Origin of the sequence: Leifsonia shinshuensis (assembly GCF_013410375.1) — a bacterium.
GTDB lineage: Bacteria > Actinomycetota > Actinomycetes > Actinomycetales > Microbacteriaceae > Leifsonia > Leifsonia shinshuensis.
In genome coordinates, this window is sequence record NZ_JACCFL010000001.1 from 3950509 (window position 1) to 3964750 (window position 14242).

A 14242-nucleotide genomic window follows, 5' to 3' on the forward strand; every position below is an offset into this window, starting at 1 on the left:
GGCGTTCCGCTCGACGCAGGACCGGGCTACTCCGCCGCCGTGGCCTCCACCGCTGCGCCGTTGGACGCTCGGATCATCTCGTCGCGCGGCACCACCTTGATCCGCGCGCGACCGCGCTCGGCGCCGAGCGCCTGCTCGTGCGCGTCCAGGTTGTGCCAGCCGTCCAGGTTCGTGTACTCCACACCCCGGTCGCGGAGCAGCTTCTCCACAGATTCCTCGGAGGGGTCTGCGGGAGACCACCAGTTGCCCTGATCGTTGATCACATGCTTGATCGTCTCCATCGCATCCGACTTGGTGTGACCGATGAGGCCCACCGGGCCCCGCTTGATCCACCCCGTCGCATACACGCCGTACATCCGCTCGTTGTCGCGGTTGCGCAGCACCTGGCCCTCGTGGTTCGGGATGACCCCGTGCTTCTTGTCGAACGGGATCCCCGGCAGCGGCGAGCCGAAGTAGCCCACCGCGCGGTAGAGCGCCTGGATCTCCAGCTCCCGGATCTCACCGGTGCCGCGCACGCCGCCGGCGCCGTCCGACTCGGTGCGCTCGTAGCGGATCGCGCGGACGTTGCCGTCCTCGTCGCCGAGCACCTCCAGCGGCTTGGCGTAGAAGTGCAGGTGCAGCCGCCGGGAGGCCGCGCCCACCTCGCGCTGCCGCCACTGCTGCAGCACCCGGTCGATCACCATGACCTGCTTGTTGCTCGCGATGGCGTCCTTGGAGTGCTCGTCGTACTCGAAGTCCTCGTCGTAGAGGATCATGTCGACGTCGCGCAGCTCGCCGAGCTCGCGCAGCTCCAGCGGGGTGAACTTCACCTGCGCCGGGCCGCGCCGGCCGAAGACGTGCACGTCGGTGACCGGCGAGTTCTTCAGGATCTCGTAGACGTTGTCGGGGATCTCCGTCGGCAGCAGGTCGTCGGCGTGCTTCGCGAGGATGCGGGAGACGTCGAGCGCCACGTTGCCGTTGCCGATGACCGCGACGGACTTCGCGTTCAGCGGCCAGGTGCGGGGGACGTCGGGGTGGCCGTCGAACCAGCTCACGAAGTCGGCCGCGCCGTACGAGCCGCCGAGGTCGATGCCCGGGATGTCGAGGTCCGAGTCGCGCACCGCCCCGGTGGCGAAGATCACGGCGTTGTAGTGCCGCTTGAGGTCGTCGAGCGTGATGTCGACACCGTAGGTCACGTTGCCGAAGATCCGGATGTCGCCGCGGTCGAGCACCTCGCGCAGCGCGGTGATGATGCCCTTGATGCGCGGGTGGTCGGGGGCGACGCCGTAGCGGACCAGTCCGTACGGCGCGGGGAGCGCCTCGAAGAGGTCGATCGAGACGTCGAAGCCGCGCTCCGCCTTGAGGAGGATGTCAGCGGCGTAGATCCCGGCCGGGCCGGCGCCGACGATCGCCAGTCGCAGTTTGGTCATGCGTTGATTCCTTCGTGCTCAGCTGGAACGTTCGACGATCGTGTCGGCGAACCGCACGAGCGCCTTCTTCACGGGGCCGTCGGGCAGCGGGGCGAGGGCCTCCACGGCCTCCCGCGCCCAGCGGTGCGCCTCCTCGAGGGTCTCCGCCGTCACCTCGTGCTCCCGGAGCGCGGCGATCGCCGCGGTGGCCTCCGGAGTGATCTCGCCCTCTTCCGCCGTGCCCATGACGTCGCGCTCGAGGCGCTCGAGCAGGGCCTTGGCCTCGGGATCGGCGTCGGCGCGCGCCCGCAGCTTCAGGACCGGCAGGGTGGCGACGCCGGCGCGGAGGTCGTTGCCCGGCGTCTTGCCGGTCTCGGCGACGCCGACCGAGGAGAGGTCGATGACGTCGTCGATCAGCTGGAACGCGACGCCGATCTTCTCGCCGAACGTGACGACGGGCTGCTCGTAGGACGGGTCGGCGCCCGAGAACGCGACGCCCATCTGCGCGGCGACCGCGATCAGCGACCCGGTCTTGTCCTCGAGCACCCGGATGTAGTGCGCGATCGGGTCCTCGCCGTCCTGGGGTCCGATGGTCTCGTGCAGCTGCCCCAGGCAGAGCCGCTCGAAGGTGTCTGCCTGCAGCTGGATGGCGCGCTCGCCCAGCGCGGAGACCAGCTTGCTGGCCCGGGCGAACAGGAGGTCGCCGGTGAGGACCGCGACCGAGTTGCCCCAGACGAACTGCGCGGTCGGGACGCCGCGGCGCATCTGCGAGTCGTCCATCACGTCGTCGTGGTAGAGCGAGGCGAGGTGGGTGATCTCGACGGCCTCCGCCGCCTGCAGCACCCGCGGGGTGTTGCCCTCGCCGAGCTGGGCGGTGAGCAAGGTGAGCATCGGCCGCACGCGCTTGCCGCCGGCCTCCAGCAGGTAGCGGGTGGTGACGTCGGCGAGGTTGTCGGCGAACCGCATCTCGCGGTGCAGGCCCTCCTCGACCAGCGCGAGGCCGTCGTCGACGGCGTTGGCGACCTGGCGGTCCTCCCCGCGGACGAAGATCCGCTCGGTCAGGCCGAGCTGGCTGGTGAGCGACGCGGGACGCCGCACGGCCGGAACGCTTCGTGGCACTACTCCCCCTCGGGTGGGACGGCGGACGTCGAGTCTTCGGAGCCGGCCGGTCGCCCGGATCGCGCCGAGGCGGCGGAACCGGACGCGGGGTCGGCGGATGCGGGCTTGGCGGCGGCGGGCTTGGCGGCGGGCGCCTTGGCGGGGGCGGGTTTCGCGGATGCGGGCGCCTTCGCGGATGCGGGCTTGGAGGATGCGGGCACCTTCGCGGATGCGGGCTTGGAGGATGCGGGCGCCTTCGCGGATGCGGGCTTCGCGGGCCCGGGCTTCGCCGCGCCGGGCTTCGCGGGCCCGGGCTTCGCCGCGCCGGGCTTCGCCGTGCCGGGCTTCGCCGTGCCGGCCTTCGCAGCACCAGCCTTGGAAGCGGGCGCCGTTGCGGCAGCGGGCTTCACGGACGCAGGCTTCGCGGCCAGTGCCTTCGTCGCAGCAGGAGCGGCGGCCTCGGACTTCGCAGCCGCAGGCTTCGAAGCCTCAGGCTTCGCGGATGCGGACTTCGCGGCAGAAGCCTTCGGTGCCGCGGACTTCGCGGCAGAAGCCTTCGGTGCCGCGGGCTTCGCGCCAGCAGGCTTCGCGGCGGCCACCGTCGCGGCAGCGGACTTCGCGGCCCCCGTTGCCACGACCTCAAGGTTCGCAGCCTCAGCCCCCGCGTCCACGTCAGCGGGCTTCCCGCCCGTCGCCTTCGTCGCGCCCGCGTTCGACCGCGCTGCGGGCGATCCGGCCGCCTTCGCCGCGGTGGACTTCCGTGCGGCGGGCTTCGCCTCCGCCTCCGCACCGGCGTGGGCCCCGCCCGTCGCCTCGACCGGCTTCCAGCCGCGATGAAGCGCCACGATCCCGGCCGTCAGGTTACGCCAGGCGACGCGTTCGAAGCCGGTCTCGCGCAGCCACGACGCCAGCGCCGGCTGGTTGGGCCACGCCTCGATGGACTCCATCAGGTACTCGTACGCCGCCGGATTCGAGCTCGCCAACCGGGCGAGGACCGGCATCCCGTAGCGCAGGTACGCGCCGTAGCCCGCCCGCACCGGCGCCAGCGGAGGCTGCGAGAACTCGCACACGACGACCCGGCCGCCCGGCTTGGTCACCCGGTAGAACTCGGCGAGCGCCGCCCGCGGGTCGACGATGTTGCGCAGACCGAACGAGATCGTGACCGCGTCGAAGGTGTCGTCGTCGAACGGCAGCGCCGTGGCGTCGGCCTGCACGAAGCTGATGAAGGGGTTGCCCGCCTGACGGCGCCTGCCGACCTCGATCATCCCCTCGGAGAAGTCCGCGGCGACCACGCTGGCTCCGTTGCGCGCGAGCGACGCGCTGGAGGTGCCGGTGCCCGCCGCGACGTCCAGGATCGTCTCGCCGGCGCGCGGGGCGACGGCTCGCGTCGTCGCCACGCGCCAGAGCGTCGCATTGCCCATCGAGAGGACGGTGTTGGTCCGGTCGTAGTGGGTCGACACCTCATCGAACATGGCGGCGACCTGGGCGGGCTGTTTGCTGAGGTCGGCCTTACTCACCCCCCCAGCTTAGGCTGCGGCGACATGCCGTGCATTTCGGGCCTGCGGAGGGGGCGCACAGCGTCGGGGGAACGTCCAGCCGCCGCGCATCCGGCGCCCAGCGCCCCGGGCGTAGGCTGGTCCGGTGACCGCACCCTCGACCACCCGCCGGGCTACGGGCGTGACCGCCCTGTCGGTCGAGACCACCCCCCTCGACGACGTCCGGCATCTCGTTCCCTTCCTCGACTCCCGCCGTCCCCTGGTGTGGATCCGCAAAGGCGAGGGGATCGCCGGCATCGGCGAGGCGCTGCGGCTGGAGTTCCGCGGACCGGACCGGATCCGGCAGGCGTCGGACGCGTGGCGGGCGACCGTGCAGGCCGCGACCGTCACGGACGCCGTGCGGACGCCGGGGACCGGCCTGATCGCGTTCGGGACTTTCGCGTTCGACGACGAGAGCTCGGCCACGAGCGTCCTGATCGTGCCGGAGGTCGTGCTCGGCCGCCGCGGCGGACGCAGCTGGATCACCCGCATCACGCAGACGGACGACACGGCGACCCCCGAGAGCGACGCGGCCGCGTCCTCCCGCGCCGACAGGGGCCGGCCGGGTTCGCGCACCGACCTCCCCCGGCCGATCGCGTTCGGCGACGAGTACCGCCTCAGCCTCCTGCCCGCCGGCCTGGACGAGGGCGGCTACGAGGCCGCCGTCGCGACCGCGGTGGAGCGGATCCGCGAGCACGACCTCTCCAAGGTGGTGCTCGCCAGGGAGCTGTCGGCGCACCTCCCGCTGGAGTCCGATGTGCGGCGCGCGCTGGTCGAGCTCGCGCTCGGCTACCCGGACTGCTGGACCTTCGCGGTCGACGGACTGGTCGGCTCCTCCCCCGAGACGCTGGTGCGCGTGCACCACGGCACGGTGACGGCGCGTGTCCTCGCCGGGACGATGTCCCGCGGCCGCGACGCGGAGAGCGATCGCGCGTCCGCCGAAGCCCTCGCGGGTTCGGCGAAGGACCAGGGCGAGCACCGGTTCGCGGTGTCCAGCGTGCTCGACGCGCTCCGTCCGCACAGCGCGGACCTCGCCGCGAGCGACGAGCCGTTCACCCTCAAGCTGCCGAACCTCTGGCACCTGGCGACCGACATCGCCGGCACGCTCAGCGACGGGTCGAGCTCGCTCGACCTCGCGGACGCCCTCCACCCGACCGCCGCCGTCGCGGGGACGCCGACGCCGGAGGCCGTCGCGCTCATCCGCGAACTGGAGCCGTTCGACCGCGGCCGCTACGCGGGCCCGGTCGGCTGGGTCGGCGGGGACGGCGACGGGGAGTGGGCGATCGCGCTCCGCTGCGCGCAGCTCACCGAGTCGGGCGACCTCACGGCCTACGCCGGCGCGGGGATCGTCGCCGACTCCGACCCCGCGCGGGAGTACGCCGAGACGACGATGAAGTTCCGCCCGATCGTCGAGGCCTTCGGCTGACCCGAACCTGACCCCGGCTCCGGCCGGAACGGATCCGCCGAACGCGAGTCCCGTCCGCCTAGCTCGCCGCCAGCCGCGCCTTCTCGAGGTCGAGGTCGTAGTCGGGCTTCGGCCAGTCCAGCTCCAGCTCCTCCAGAGCGTGGATGAGCAGGTGCTGCACAGCGATCCGCGCGAACCACTTGCGGTCGGCCGGCACCACGTACCACGGCGCGTACGCGGTGGAGGTGCGATCGAACACGACCTGGTAGGCGTCCTGGTAGCTGTCCCAGAGCAGGCGCTCGTCCACATCGCCCGGGGTGTACTTCCAGTGCTTGTCCGCGCGGTCGAGGCGGTCGGCCAGCCGCTTCTTCTGCTCGCCCTTGCTCAGGTGCAGCATGACCTTGACGATGGTCGTGCCGGTCTCGGCCAGTTCCAGCTCGAAGTCGTTGATCGCCTGGTAGCGGCGCTCGATCTCGTCGTCCTCCGCCAGCCCGCGGACGCGGCCGATCAGCACGTCCTCGTAGTGCGACCGGTCGAAAACGCCGACCTCGCCGGCTCCCGGCACGTGGTTCCAGACCCGCCAGAGGAAGTCGTGCGCCAGCTCCTCCTGCGTCGGACGCTTGAAACCCGCGTACCGCACGCCGCCCAGGTTCATCTGCCCGACGACGTGCGTCACGATGCCGCCCTTGCCTGCCGTGTCCATCGCCTGGAGGACGAGGAGCACGCTCCGCCGGTCGCCGAGCGTCCCCGCGGCGAACAGCCGCTCCTGGAGGTCCGCGAGGATCGCGGCGCCCTCGGCGAGCGCCGCCTCGCCGTCCTTCTTGGACCCGTCGAATCCCGGCGTCGCGTTCGTGTCGCGGTCGGCCAGCCGGAATCCGGCGCCGACCCGGAGCAGCGGGTCCGGGTCCTCAGCCCAATAGGTCTCGCGTCCCATGTCGCCTCCTCAGCTGCGCCGGCACCCGTGCAGTGCGCGTACGGGGAATCGTACGGCCCGATCACACCCCGGCGACATCGACCACTGGCTCGAACGCGTCCGGACGGTGCAGAACCACCCGTGTCCTCACGCCCTCGGGGAACAGCCGGGCGATGTCCGCCGCCGCGGCGCGGTCGTCCACGATGACGTCGATGGTCTCGCGCCACCGACCGTCCGGCATCCGCTGCAGCGTCGCCTCCCAGGTGAGCCCCGGTGTGGTGCGGGCCTGCAGCCGCAGGTGGATGCCGACGCCGCGCCGCCGGCCGAGCAGCGACAGCAGGCCGCGGTAGATCGCCGCCCGCCGGGTGGGAGCGAGCCACGGCTCGAGCGCGCGCACCAGGACGTCGGCGCTCCAGAGGATGGTCGTCGCCAGGCCGCCGCGGGACTGGTACACGTCCACCGCGTACACTCCGGCGAGCCGGCGGAGCGACTGCCGCAGCGAGCCTCGGGTGATGCCCTCCTCCACGGTGCTGTGCAGGTACAGCGGCACGGCCGCCCTGGCCGGGAGGCTCCCCGCGCGCAGCGCAGCGCGGTCGTGCACACGCTGGCCCTCGCCGAAGAACGGCCGGAGCTCGCCGAGCAGCACGGCCACGGGCGCGCCGGGCGGATCCGTCTCGATGACCCCGGCGGTGTCGGCGTAGGCGACCGCCTGGTGCAGCGCCCCGAGCCGGAAGCCGGGCGCGAGCGGCGGTCCGGCCTTGACGGTGACCAGCACCTGCGGCCCGTCGAGATCCAGCCGCACGGCGTTCTCCCTGCCGTCGATGCGCGGCACCAGGTCGAGCACGTGCTCGATCGCGAGCGTCCGGACGCCGTCCGGCACGGCCAGCCGGCCGAGCGGCGTACCCGCGACCACCAGGTGCGTCACCGTGAACCCGGCGGCGCGGGCCCGGACGGCGACCTGGGCCGCGACCATCCCGCCGAGGCTGAACCCCGCGAGCACCACGGGCTCCCCCTCCCGGATGCCCGCCTCCCGCATCGTCTCGATCGCCGCCCTCGTGATGGTGGCCTCGTGCTCCGCGCCGATCACGAGGTCGGCGGTGAGGTCGTTCGGCGCGATACCCGGGCGGGGATGCCACGACTTGGTACTCGGGAACTGCACGATCCAGTGCCGCACGCCCTCGTGCTCCCGCACCACCAGGCGGATCACGGCCGTGTCGATGCGCTCGTCCAGGTCCGGATCGCAGAGGTCGTCGATCTCGCGCTGGCTGAGCAGCAGGTCGCGGAGCGTGTGCACGGACCTCCGCCGCATCGCGCCGGCGGCCAGGCCGGGCGTCCCGAGCGGGTCGGGCGACGGACCCAGCTCGAGCCCGAGCAGTCCGGCCGGCACGTCGGGCAGTCCCGGCGGCGGCGTGTAGTCGTCTCCGCCTCGGGGGTCGTCCCACCAGCGGAGGAAGTCGTGCAGGAGCGGGAAGCGCCGCTCCAGGAGGTCGTCGTAGCCGAGCAGCACGGCGTCGTGCCCGTCGCGCAGCAGCCCCCGCCTGCGCCCGAGCGCGACGGTCTTGCGGAGCAGCGCGGGCAGCGTGAACACCGCGAGGTAGGGCCGGGCGCGCCAGCGCGGCACGACGATCCCCACGAGCCCGATCAGGAGGGCGAGCGGCGCGAGCACCCAGCCCGCCACCCGCGCCAGGCCGCCGGTCAGCCGCGGCGCCGACGCCAGGTACAGGCCGCTCAGCGCCGTCCGCCGTGTCCGCCTGCGGCGCGGCGCCGGCACGGGGAACGGGTACGGCGGCCGTGCCGCGCGCTGGATGGCGTACCAGGTCCACTCGCCCGCGAGCGCCAGGAGGAAGACGACCACCGCGACGACGGCGACGACGACGCCCACGGCCGCGAGCACCAGCCCCAGGCCGAAGGCGATCGGGACGCCCACGATCAGTCCGACGATCAGCCCCGCCCAGCCGCCGGGCGTCCTCCCCCGCCACACACGCGGCGGCAGCTGGCTGAGCATGCGGTCAGCCTAACCGCGACCGCCGTCGCCGCAGCCGCGCACTGCCGTCTAGCCAGACTCGTCGCTCCACGGCTACGGTGTGCTCACCGATCGAGAGGAGCCCGTCGTGAACGGTTTCTGGAACTTCATCTGGCTGATCTTCTGGTCGTTCGCCTTCGTCGCCTACCTGATGGTGCTGTTCACGATCCTGGCCGATCTCTTCCGGGACGAGAAGCTCAACGGCTGGTGGAAGGCCGTGTGGGTGATCTTCCTGATCTTCGCGCCGTTCCTCACGGCGCTGGTGTATCTGATCGCCCGCGGGCGGGGCATGGCCGAGCGCAACGCACGGGATCGGCGGACGGTCCCGGAGGACACCGACTACTACACGCATCCCACGCCCTCCGCGACGCCGGCGGCCGACATCGAGCAGGCGAAGGCCCTCCTCGACAAGGGCGTCATCAGCCAGAACGAGTTCGACGCGCTCAAGGCGAAAGCGCTCGGCAACCGCTTCTGACACCGCCCGGATCCGCTTCCTGGGAGCTGCCCCAGAGGCGTGCGATACGACACGCATAAACTCGTGACGCGATGGTCTTGCATCCGACGGGGGTGGATGTAATATTCATGTATGCCTGTACCCATCGCAGAGGCCGTCAGTCCCCGACGGCTCATCAGAGACGAAGTATTCGTTCGTCTGCTCGACGCCATCGTCGACGGGGACCTCACGCCAGGAGAACAGCTCTACGACGCTGAAATCGAGAAGTGGGTGGGGGTCTCCCGGACGCCCGTCCGCGAAGCCCTCAACCAGCTCGCGGCCATGGGCCTCGTCGAGATCATGCCGCAGAAGCGCACCCGAGTCACGCCGATCGACCCGGAGCGTCTCCGCGCGCTCATCGACACCGTCGGGAGCCTGGTCGTCGGCATCGTGCGCGACGCCACCCCGCTGCTGACCGACGGCGACAAGGACGCCCTCCGTGCCTTCGCCGAGCGGATGGGCGACGGCAGCGACATGGCGGAGCTCGTGCGCGAGCGCGTGCTCACCGACGGCTTCGTCGGCGTCTTCCTCCGCCGCCTCGACAACCGCACCCTCGCCAAGCTGTTCACGCGCCACCTCCCGGAGGTGCGCCGCGCACTGATCGCCGCGCCGTCGTCGCAGGCCTTCGAGAAGGGCGCCCCGTACGTCGCCGCCGCCGTGGACGCGGCGGTCGCCGGCAACGGCGCCAAGGCAGCCAAGGCCGTGTCCGACTTCTGGAACAAGGGGCTCGTCACCGTCGTCGACGAGTTCGGAACGAAGGAGGCCCGCTGATGCCGCTCCCCGTCAAAGACTCCGCGCCCGTCGAGCGCCAGCTGCTGCGCGACGTCGTCTACAACCGCCTCTACGAGGGCATCCTCGACGGCACGCTGGAGCCGGGCGAGACCCTCCTCGACGAGAAGCTCACCGCCTGGCTCGGCGTCTCCCGCACGCCGATCCGCGAGGCGCTGATGAAGCTCGCCGACATCGGCCTGGTCGAGATGGCGCCCAACCGCGCCGATCGACCTCCGCGCGATCGACGAGGCCATCTACACCACGGGGCTGCTGCACGAGTACGCCGCCCGCTCCGTGGTTCCCGGCCTCGACAACGCCGCGCTGGGACGTCAGGACAAGGCGCTCAAGGAGATCCGCAAGGCCGCCAAGTCCAACAACCTGCCGGCGCTCGGCCGCGCGGTGAACGACTTCTTCCTGGAGTTCGAGCGCAACAGCGGCAACGACGTGCTGATCTCGATCAGCGAAGGCCTCAGCCCGCAGGTGCTGCGCTACATCGCCGTGTGGAAGCGCCCGTTCGACACCGACGAGCTGCCGGCGCGGATCACCGAGATCCACGACGCCGCCAAGGCGCACGACGGCGAGAAGGCCGGCGACCTGGTCCGCGACCTGTACGCGCCGGCGCTCGCCCAGTTCCTGTCGGACTACCGTCGCAACGACGAGGACATCGAGGAGAGCCCGGTCTTCTGACCGGCTTTCCGCACGGCCGCCCCTCCGCCACCACCGTGCCCGGCGCCCTAGGCGCCGGGCACGCGTGCGTTCAGTCCTCGGCGTCCACGGCCGCGCGGCCGGAGACCACGGAGCGGATGTACGACGCGACCTTCTCGTGCTCCGGGTGCACGACGTACCGCTGCAGCGCGGCCTCGTCCTCGAAGTCGCTGACGAGCACGATGTCGAACTCGTTCACCGGCAGGCTGTTGACGCCCACCTCGAAGCGCAGGATCTCCGGGATCACGGCGGGGAGGGACTCCAGCCCCGCCTTGATGCGCGCCGCCTGGTCGGCGCGCTCCTCCTCGACGGTCGACGCGAGCTTCCACATGACGACGTGACGCAGGGTCAACGGTCCTCCTCCAGCAGGGCGGTGCGCAGGCGCGCCTGGTCGACGCGCCAGTAGGTGTGCTGCCGGCCGTCCACGAGCACGACCGGGATGTCCTCCACGTAGCGTTCGTGCAGCTCCGCGTCGTCGAGGATGCTGAGCTCCTCCACGCGCACCTCAGGGGCGCCGGCGGGGAGGCCGCCGATCACGGCGCGGATCGCCTCCCGTGCGTCGTCGCACAGGTGACAGCCCGGCTTGCCGATGAGCGTGACGGTGACGGTGGACACGAGGTCCAGCCTAACCTGCGTCCGGACAGCAGGCTGCGCCCTTGCCGACAGCAGGCTGCGCCTCTGGACAGCAGAAAGCGCCGGACCTCACGGACCGGCGCTCGAGCAGCAGACGCTGAGGTCTACTTCTTGTTGCGACGCTGGTGGCGCGTCTTGCGAAGAAGCTTGCGGTGCTTCTTCTTCGCCATACGCTTGCGACGCTTCTTGATAACGGAACCCACGTAGACCTCACAAAGTTAGGGGTTTGCCGCGGGATACGCGGCGACACAAGCAGCCAGTCTACCCGACTTCAGGCCGAGTCTGCGACGCCGCCGTCCAGATGCGGGGTCACAGCCTCCAGCGCCTGCGCCACGGCCGACTCCGGGACGCGGAACGACCGGCCGAATCGGATCGCGGGGAGCTCGCCGGCGTGGACGAGCCGGTAGACGGTCATGCGCGAGACGCGCATCATGTCGGCCACTTCGGCGACCGTCAGGAAGCGCACCTCCCGTAGGGCGTTGGAGCCCCCATCGTGAACCATGCGGTGTCCCTTTCTGCCCGTCATCGTACTCGGGTAGTGACGACGGGGAACTAGGGAACTCTAGCCGTTCAGGGGGTCGCGCCTCTACGGGTTCGTCAGTCCCTGCGCCACTTCTTCGGAGTGACGCGCTCCACGCGGGCGCGGGTGTCGGCGAGGACCTTGCCGACCGTGCTGGCGAACTCGCGGGTCTCGTCGGCGAGCTGCACCGAGTAGGCGGACAGGTCGACGTCGGAGGCGGTGAACGGGATGACCCAGTCCTCGACGGCCTCCAGCGGAGTGGGGTCCAGCCGGTAGTAGCGGTGCTGCCCCTCCTCCCGGACGGCCACCAGCGACGCCTCGCGCAGCACCTTGAGATGCTTGGACACCGTCGGCTGGCTGAGCTCCAAGGTGGCGACGATCTCCGAGACCGAGATCTCCCCGGCGGTGCGCGTGTCATCCGAGTTGCGGTCGAGCAGCACTTTGAGGATGTCGCGCCGAGTCGGGTCGGCGATCACGTCGAAGATGTCGGCCATTGCACCAGGCTAGTCGTACGGGTGTCGGAGTACCATGTCCGAAGCTGTCGGTCCGAAGCTGTCGGGAGGAACGGACGATGCGCACCACGCAGGCGGTTCGGCGCGGGCCCGCCGCCGCGGGAGGGCGCGTCCGCGCGGCGCTGAACGGGTTCGCCCAGCGCAGTCCGTCGCGGTTCGCGATCCTCGTGTTCACCCTCCTGATCCTCGTCTTCACCCTGCTGTTCTCGCTTCCGGTGTCGTCGGCGTCCGGCGCGTGGACGGGACTGGCCGACTCCCTGTTCACCGCGGTGTCGGTCATCTGCGTCACGGGCCTGGCGACGGTCGACATGGCGACGCACTGGTCCGTCTTCGGCCACCTGCTCGTCTACCTCGGCGTGCAGGTCGGCGCGGTGGGCGTGCTGACGATGGCCAGCATCCTCGGCATGGTGATCTCCCGCCGGCTGGGGCTGCGCGCCAAGCTCATCGCCGCCAGCGACAGCAACCCGCTGCGCATCCACGCCGGCCCCGTCGCCGAGGGGCAGGCGGTGCGGCTCGGCGACGTCGGCAAGCTGCTGCGCACCGTCGCGATCAGCATGGTCGTGATCGAGGGCGGGGTCGCCCTCCTGCTGTTCCCGCGCATGCTGATCGCCGGGATGGACGTCGGCACCTCGCTGTGGGAGAGCCTCTACTACTCCGCGATGGCGTTCACGAACACCGGCTTCGCACCCAACGTCGAGGGGCTGACGCCGTTCGTGGAGGACTACTGGTTCCTCGGCGCGCTGATGATCGGCGTGTTCCTCGGTGCGATCGGCTTCCCGGTCATCCTGGCGCTGGCCTCCAACCTGCGGCAGCGGCGCAGGCGGTGGTCGATCCACGTCAAGCTCACCCTGCTGACCTCCGTCATCCTCCTGGTCGCCGGCGCCGTGCTCTACATCGTGCTCGAAGCCGACAACCCGAAGACCTTCGGCCACCTGGACGCCGGGCACACGGTGTTCCAGTCCTTCTTCCTCTCGACGATGAGCCGCTCCGGGGGCTTCGCCACCATCCCGATCTCCGACCTGCACGGGTCGAGCCTGCTGGTCACCGACATGCTGATGTTCATCGGCGGCGGGTCCGCCTCCACCGCGGGCGGCATCAAGGTGACGACGCTCGCGGTGCTCTTCCTCGCGGCGTTCGCGGAGGCGCGCGGCGTGGAGTCGATGGACGCCTTCAAGCGGCGCATCCCGATCGACGTGCTGCGGCTCTCGGTGGCGGTGGCGCTGTGGGGCGCGACGATCGTGGCGGTGTCGAGCATCCTCATCCTGCAGATCACGAAGGCGCCGCTGGACCACGTGCTCTTCGACGTGATCTCCGCGTTCGCCACCTGCGGCCTGTCGACCGGGCTGACCGAGGGGCTGCCCGACCCCGGCGTCTATGTGATGGCCGCCACGATGTTCTGCGGGCGCGTTGGTACAGTGACTCTCGCCGCCGCGCTGGCGCAGAGCCAGCGCAGGCAGCTCTACCAGAATCCCGAGGAGAGGCCGCTCGTTGGTTGACCGGATCAAGCACAACGCGCCCGTCCTCGTCATCGGTCTCGGCCGGTTCGGCGCGGCGACGGCGGGGCAGCTCGACCGGCTGGGCCGGGAGGTGCTCGCGATCGACACCGACGCCGGCCTCGTGCAGAAGTGGGCCGACCGGGTCACCCACTCCGTGCAGGCGGACGCCCGCTCCATCGAGACGCTGCGGCAGATCGGCGCGGAGGACTTCTCCATCGCGGTCGTCGCCGTCGGGTCGTCGATCGAGGCGAGCGTGCTGATCACGGCGAACCTGGTCGACCTGCACGTGCCGCAGATCTGGGCGAAGGCGATCTCGCAGTCGCACGGCAAGATCCTGGAGCGCATCGGCGCCAACCACGTCATCTACCCGGAGGCGGAGGCCGGCGAGCGCGTGGCCCACCTGGTGTCGGGGCGGATGCTCGACTTCATCGAGTTCGACGACGACTTCGCGCTGGTCAAGATGTTCCCGCCGAAGCCGATCCGGGGCCTGAACCTCACCGAGTCCGGCGTGCGCACGAAGCACAACATCACCGTCGTCGGCGTGAAGAGCCCCGGCAAGCCCTTCACCTACGCCACCGCCGACACCGTCGTCAGCAACCACGATCTCATCATCGTCTCCGGCGCCTCCGCCGACATCGAGCGCTTCGCCGCCCTCGACGCCTAGCCCCAGCCGCCGAGCACCAGCCGCCGAGCACAGGAAAAACGTCGCCCAAGACGGGGCTTTTGCGACGATTTTCCTGTGCTCGGCAG

General features: G+C 71.1%; 16 protein-coding genes and 1 pseudogene. 7 read left to right on the plus strand and 10 right to left on the minus strand.

Annotated elements, in window-relative coordinates:
* Nucleotides 1-26: 26 nt before the first annotated feature.
* From HNR13_RS19010 to HNR13_RS19020, 3 genes are read right to left on the minus strand one after another with little or no spacing between them, the layout of a single operon-like run.
* Nucleotides 27-1409 (minus strand): FAD-dependent oxidoreductase, encoded by a 1383-nt coding sequence (locus HNR13_RS19010; protein ID WP_179608262.1) that lies wholly within the window; start codon nt 1407-1409, stop codon nt 27-29.
* 18 nt (nt 1410-1427) lie between these two features.
* Nucleotides 1428-2486, minus strand: a complete 1059-nt coding sequence (locus HNR13_RS19015) for a polyprenyl synthetase family protein (RefSeq protein ID WP_179608264.1) — start codon at nt 2484-2486, stop codon at nt 1428-1430.
* Between the two features lie 20 nt (nt 2487-2506).
* Nucleotides 2507-4003: a ubiquinone/menaquinone biosynthesis methyltransferase gene (locus HNR13_RS19020; protein WP_179608266.1), complete on the minus strand. Its 1497-nt coding sequence runs from the start codon at nt 4001-4003 to the stop codon at nt 2507-2509.
* A gap of 124 nt (nt 4004-4127) precedes the next feature.
* Here HNR13_RS19020 and HNR13_RS19025 point away from each other — a divergent pair, with 124 nt between their 5' ends.
* Complete coding sequence (locus HNR13_RS19025; RefSeq protein ID WP_343063622.1) at nt 4128-5447, plus strand: isochorismate synthase; 1320 nt, start codon at nt 4128-4130, stop codon at nt 5445-5447.
* A gap of 58 nt (nt 5448-5505) precedes the next feature.
* Here HNR13_RS19025 and HNR13_RS19030 read toward each other — a convergent pair whose 3' ends face one another.
* Nucleotides 5506-6360 (minus strand): PPK2 family polyphosphate kinase, encoded by an 855-nt coding sequence (locus tag HNR13_RS19030; RefSeq protein WP_179608267.1) that lies wholly within the window; start codon nt 6358-6360, stop codon nt 5506-5508.
* A gap of 61 nt (nt 6361-6421) precedes the next feature.
* Nucleotides 6422-8344 (minus strand): thioesterase domain-containing protein, encoded by a 1923-nt coding sequence (locus tag HNR13_RS19035; RefSeq protein ID WP_179608269.1) that lies wholly within the window; start codon nt 8342-8344, stop codon nt 6422-6424.
* A gap of 106 nt (nt 8345-8450) precedes the next feature.
* On the opposite strand from HNR13_RS19035, the gene HNR13_RS19040 reads away from it, so the two are divergent.
* The 4 genes and pseudogenes from HNR13_RS19040 (at nt 8451) to HNR13_RS21740 (ending at nt 10313) form a co-directional block, all read left to right on the plus strand.
* Nucleotides 8451-8837 (plus strand): SHOCT domain-containing protein, encoded by a 387-nt coding sequence (locus HNR13_RS19040; RefSeq protein ID WP_382312419.1) that lies wholly within the window; start codon nt 8451-8453, stop codon nt 8835-8837.
* A 111-nt stretch (nt 8838-8948) separates the two neighbouring features.
* Nucleotides 8949-9626, plus strand: a complete 678-nt coding sequence (locus HNR13_RS19045; RefSeq protein WP_179608271.1) for a GntR family transcriptional regulator — start codon at nt 8949-8951, stop codon at nt 9624-9626.
* Nucleotides 9626-9787: pseudogene (locus HNR13_RS21735) on the plus strand (GntR family transcriptional regulator); the annotation flags it as partial. The gene HNR13_RS19045 and the pseudogene HNR13_RS21735, both read left to right, overlap by 1 nt.
* A gap of 133 nt (nt 9788-9920) precedes the next feature.
* Nucleotides 9921-10313 (plus strand): FCD domain-containing protein, encoded by a 393-nt coding sequence (locus tag HNR13_RS21740; protein ID WP_343063623.1) that lies wholly within the window; start codon nt 9921-9923, stop codon nt 10311-10313.
* A gap of 70 nt (nt 10314-10383) precedes the next feature.
* Here the strand turns inward: HNR13_RS21740 and HNR13_RS19055 are convergent, their stop codons facing one another.
* From HNR13_RS19055 to HNR13_RS19075, 5 genes are all read right to left on the minus strand, one after another.
* Complete coding sequence (locus HNR13_RS19055) at nt 10384-10683, minus strand: Dabb family protein (RefSeq protein WP_179608273.1); 300 nt, start codon at nt 10681-10683, stop codon at nt 10384-10386.
* A complete protein-coding gene (locus HNR13_RS19060) occupies nt 10680-10946 on the minus strand; it encodes a glutaredoxin family protein (RefSeq protein WP_179608275.1) in 267 nt (88 codons plus the stop codon). The genes HNR13_RS19055 and HNR13_RS19060 overlap by 4 nt, the downstream gene beginning before the upstream one ends.
* 122 nt (nt 10947-11068) lie before the next feature.
* A complete protein-coding gene (locus tag HNR13_RS19065) occupies nt 11069-11167 on the minus strand; it encodes a 30S ribosomal protein bS22 (protein WP_003792170.1) in 99 nt (32 codons plus the stop codon).
* A gap of 68 nt (nt 11168-11235) precedes the next feature.
* Nucleotides 11236-11466, minus strand: a complete 231-nt coding sequence (locus tag HNR13_RS19070) for a helix-turn-helix domain-containing protein (RefSeq protein ID WP_179608277.1) — start codon at nt 11464-11466, stop codon at nt 11236-11238.
* 95 nt (nt 11467-11561) lie between these two features.
* The gene (locus HNR13_RS19075; RefSeq protein ID WP_179608279.1) at nt 11562-11978 is read right to left on the minus strand and encodes an ArsR/SmtB family transcription factor; all 417 of its coding nucleotides are present in this window, start codon (nt 11976-11978) and stop codon (nt 11562-11564) included.
* 77 nt (nt 11979-12055) lie between these two features.
* Between HNR13_RS19075 and HNR13_RS19080 the strand changes: the two genes are divergently transcribed.
* Complete coding sequence (locus HNR13_RS19080; RefSeq protein ID WP_179608281.1) at nt 12056-13492, plus strand: TrkH family potassium uptake protein; 1437 nt, start codon at nt 12056-12058, stop codon at nt 13490-13492.
* Nucleotides 13485-14156, plus strand: a complete 672-nt coding sequence (locus tag HNR13_RS19085; RefSeq protein WP_179608283.1) for a potassium channel family protein — start codon at nt 13485-13487, stop codon at nt 14154-14156. The genes HNR13_RS19080 and HNR13_RS19085 overlap by 8 nt, the downstream gene beginning before the upstream one ends.
* Nucleotides 14157-14242: the final 86 nt, after the last annotated feature.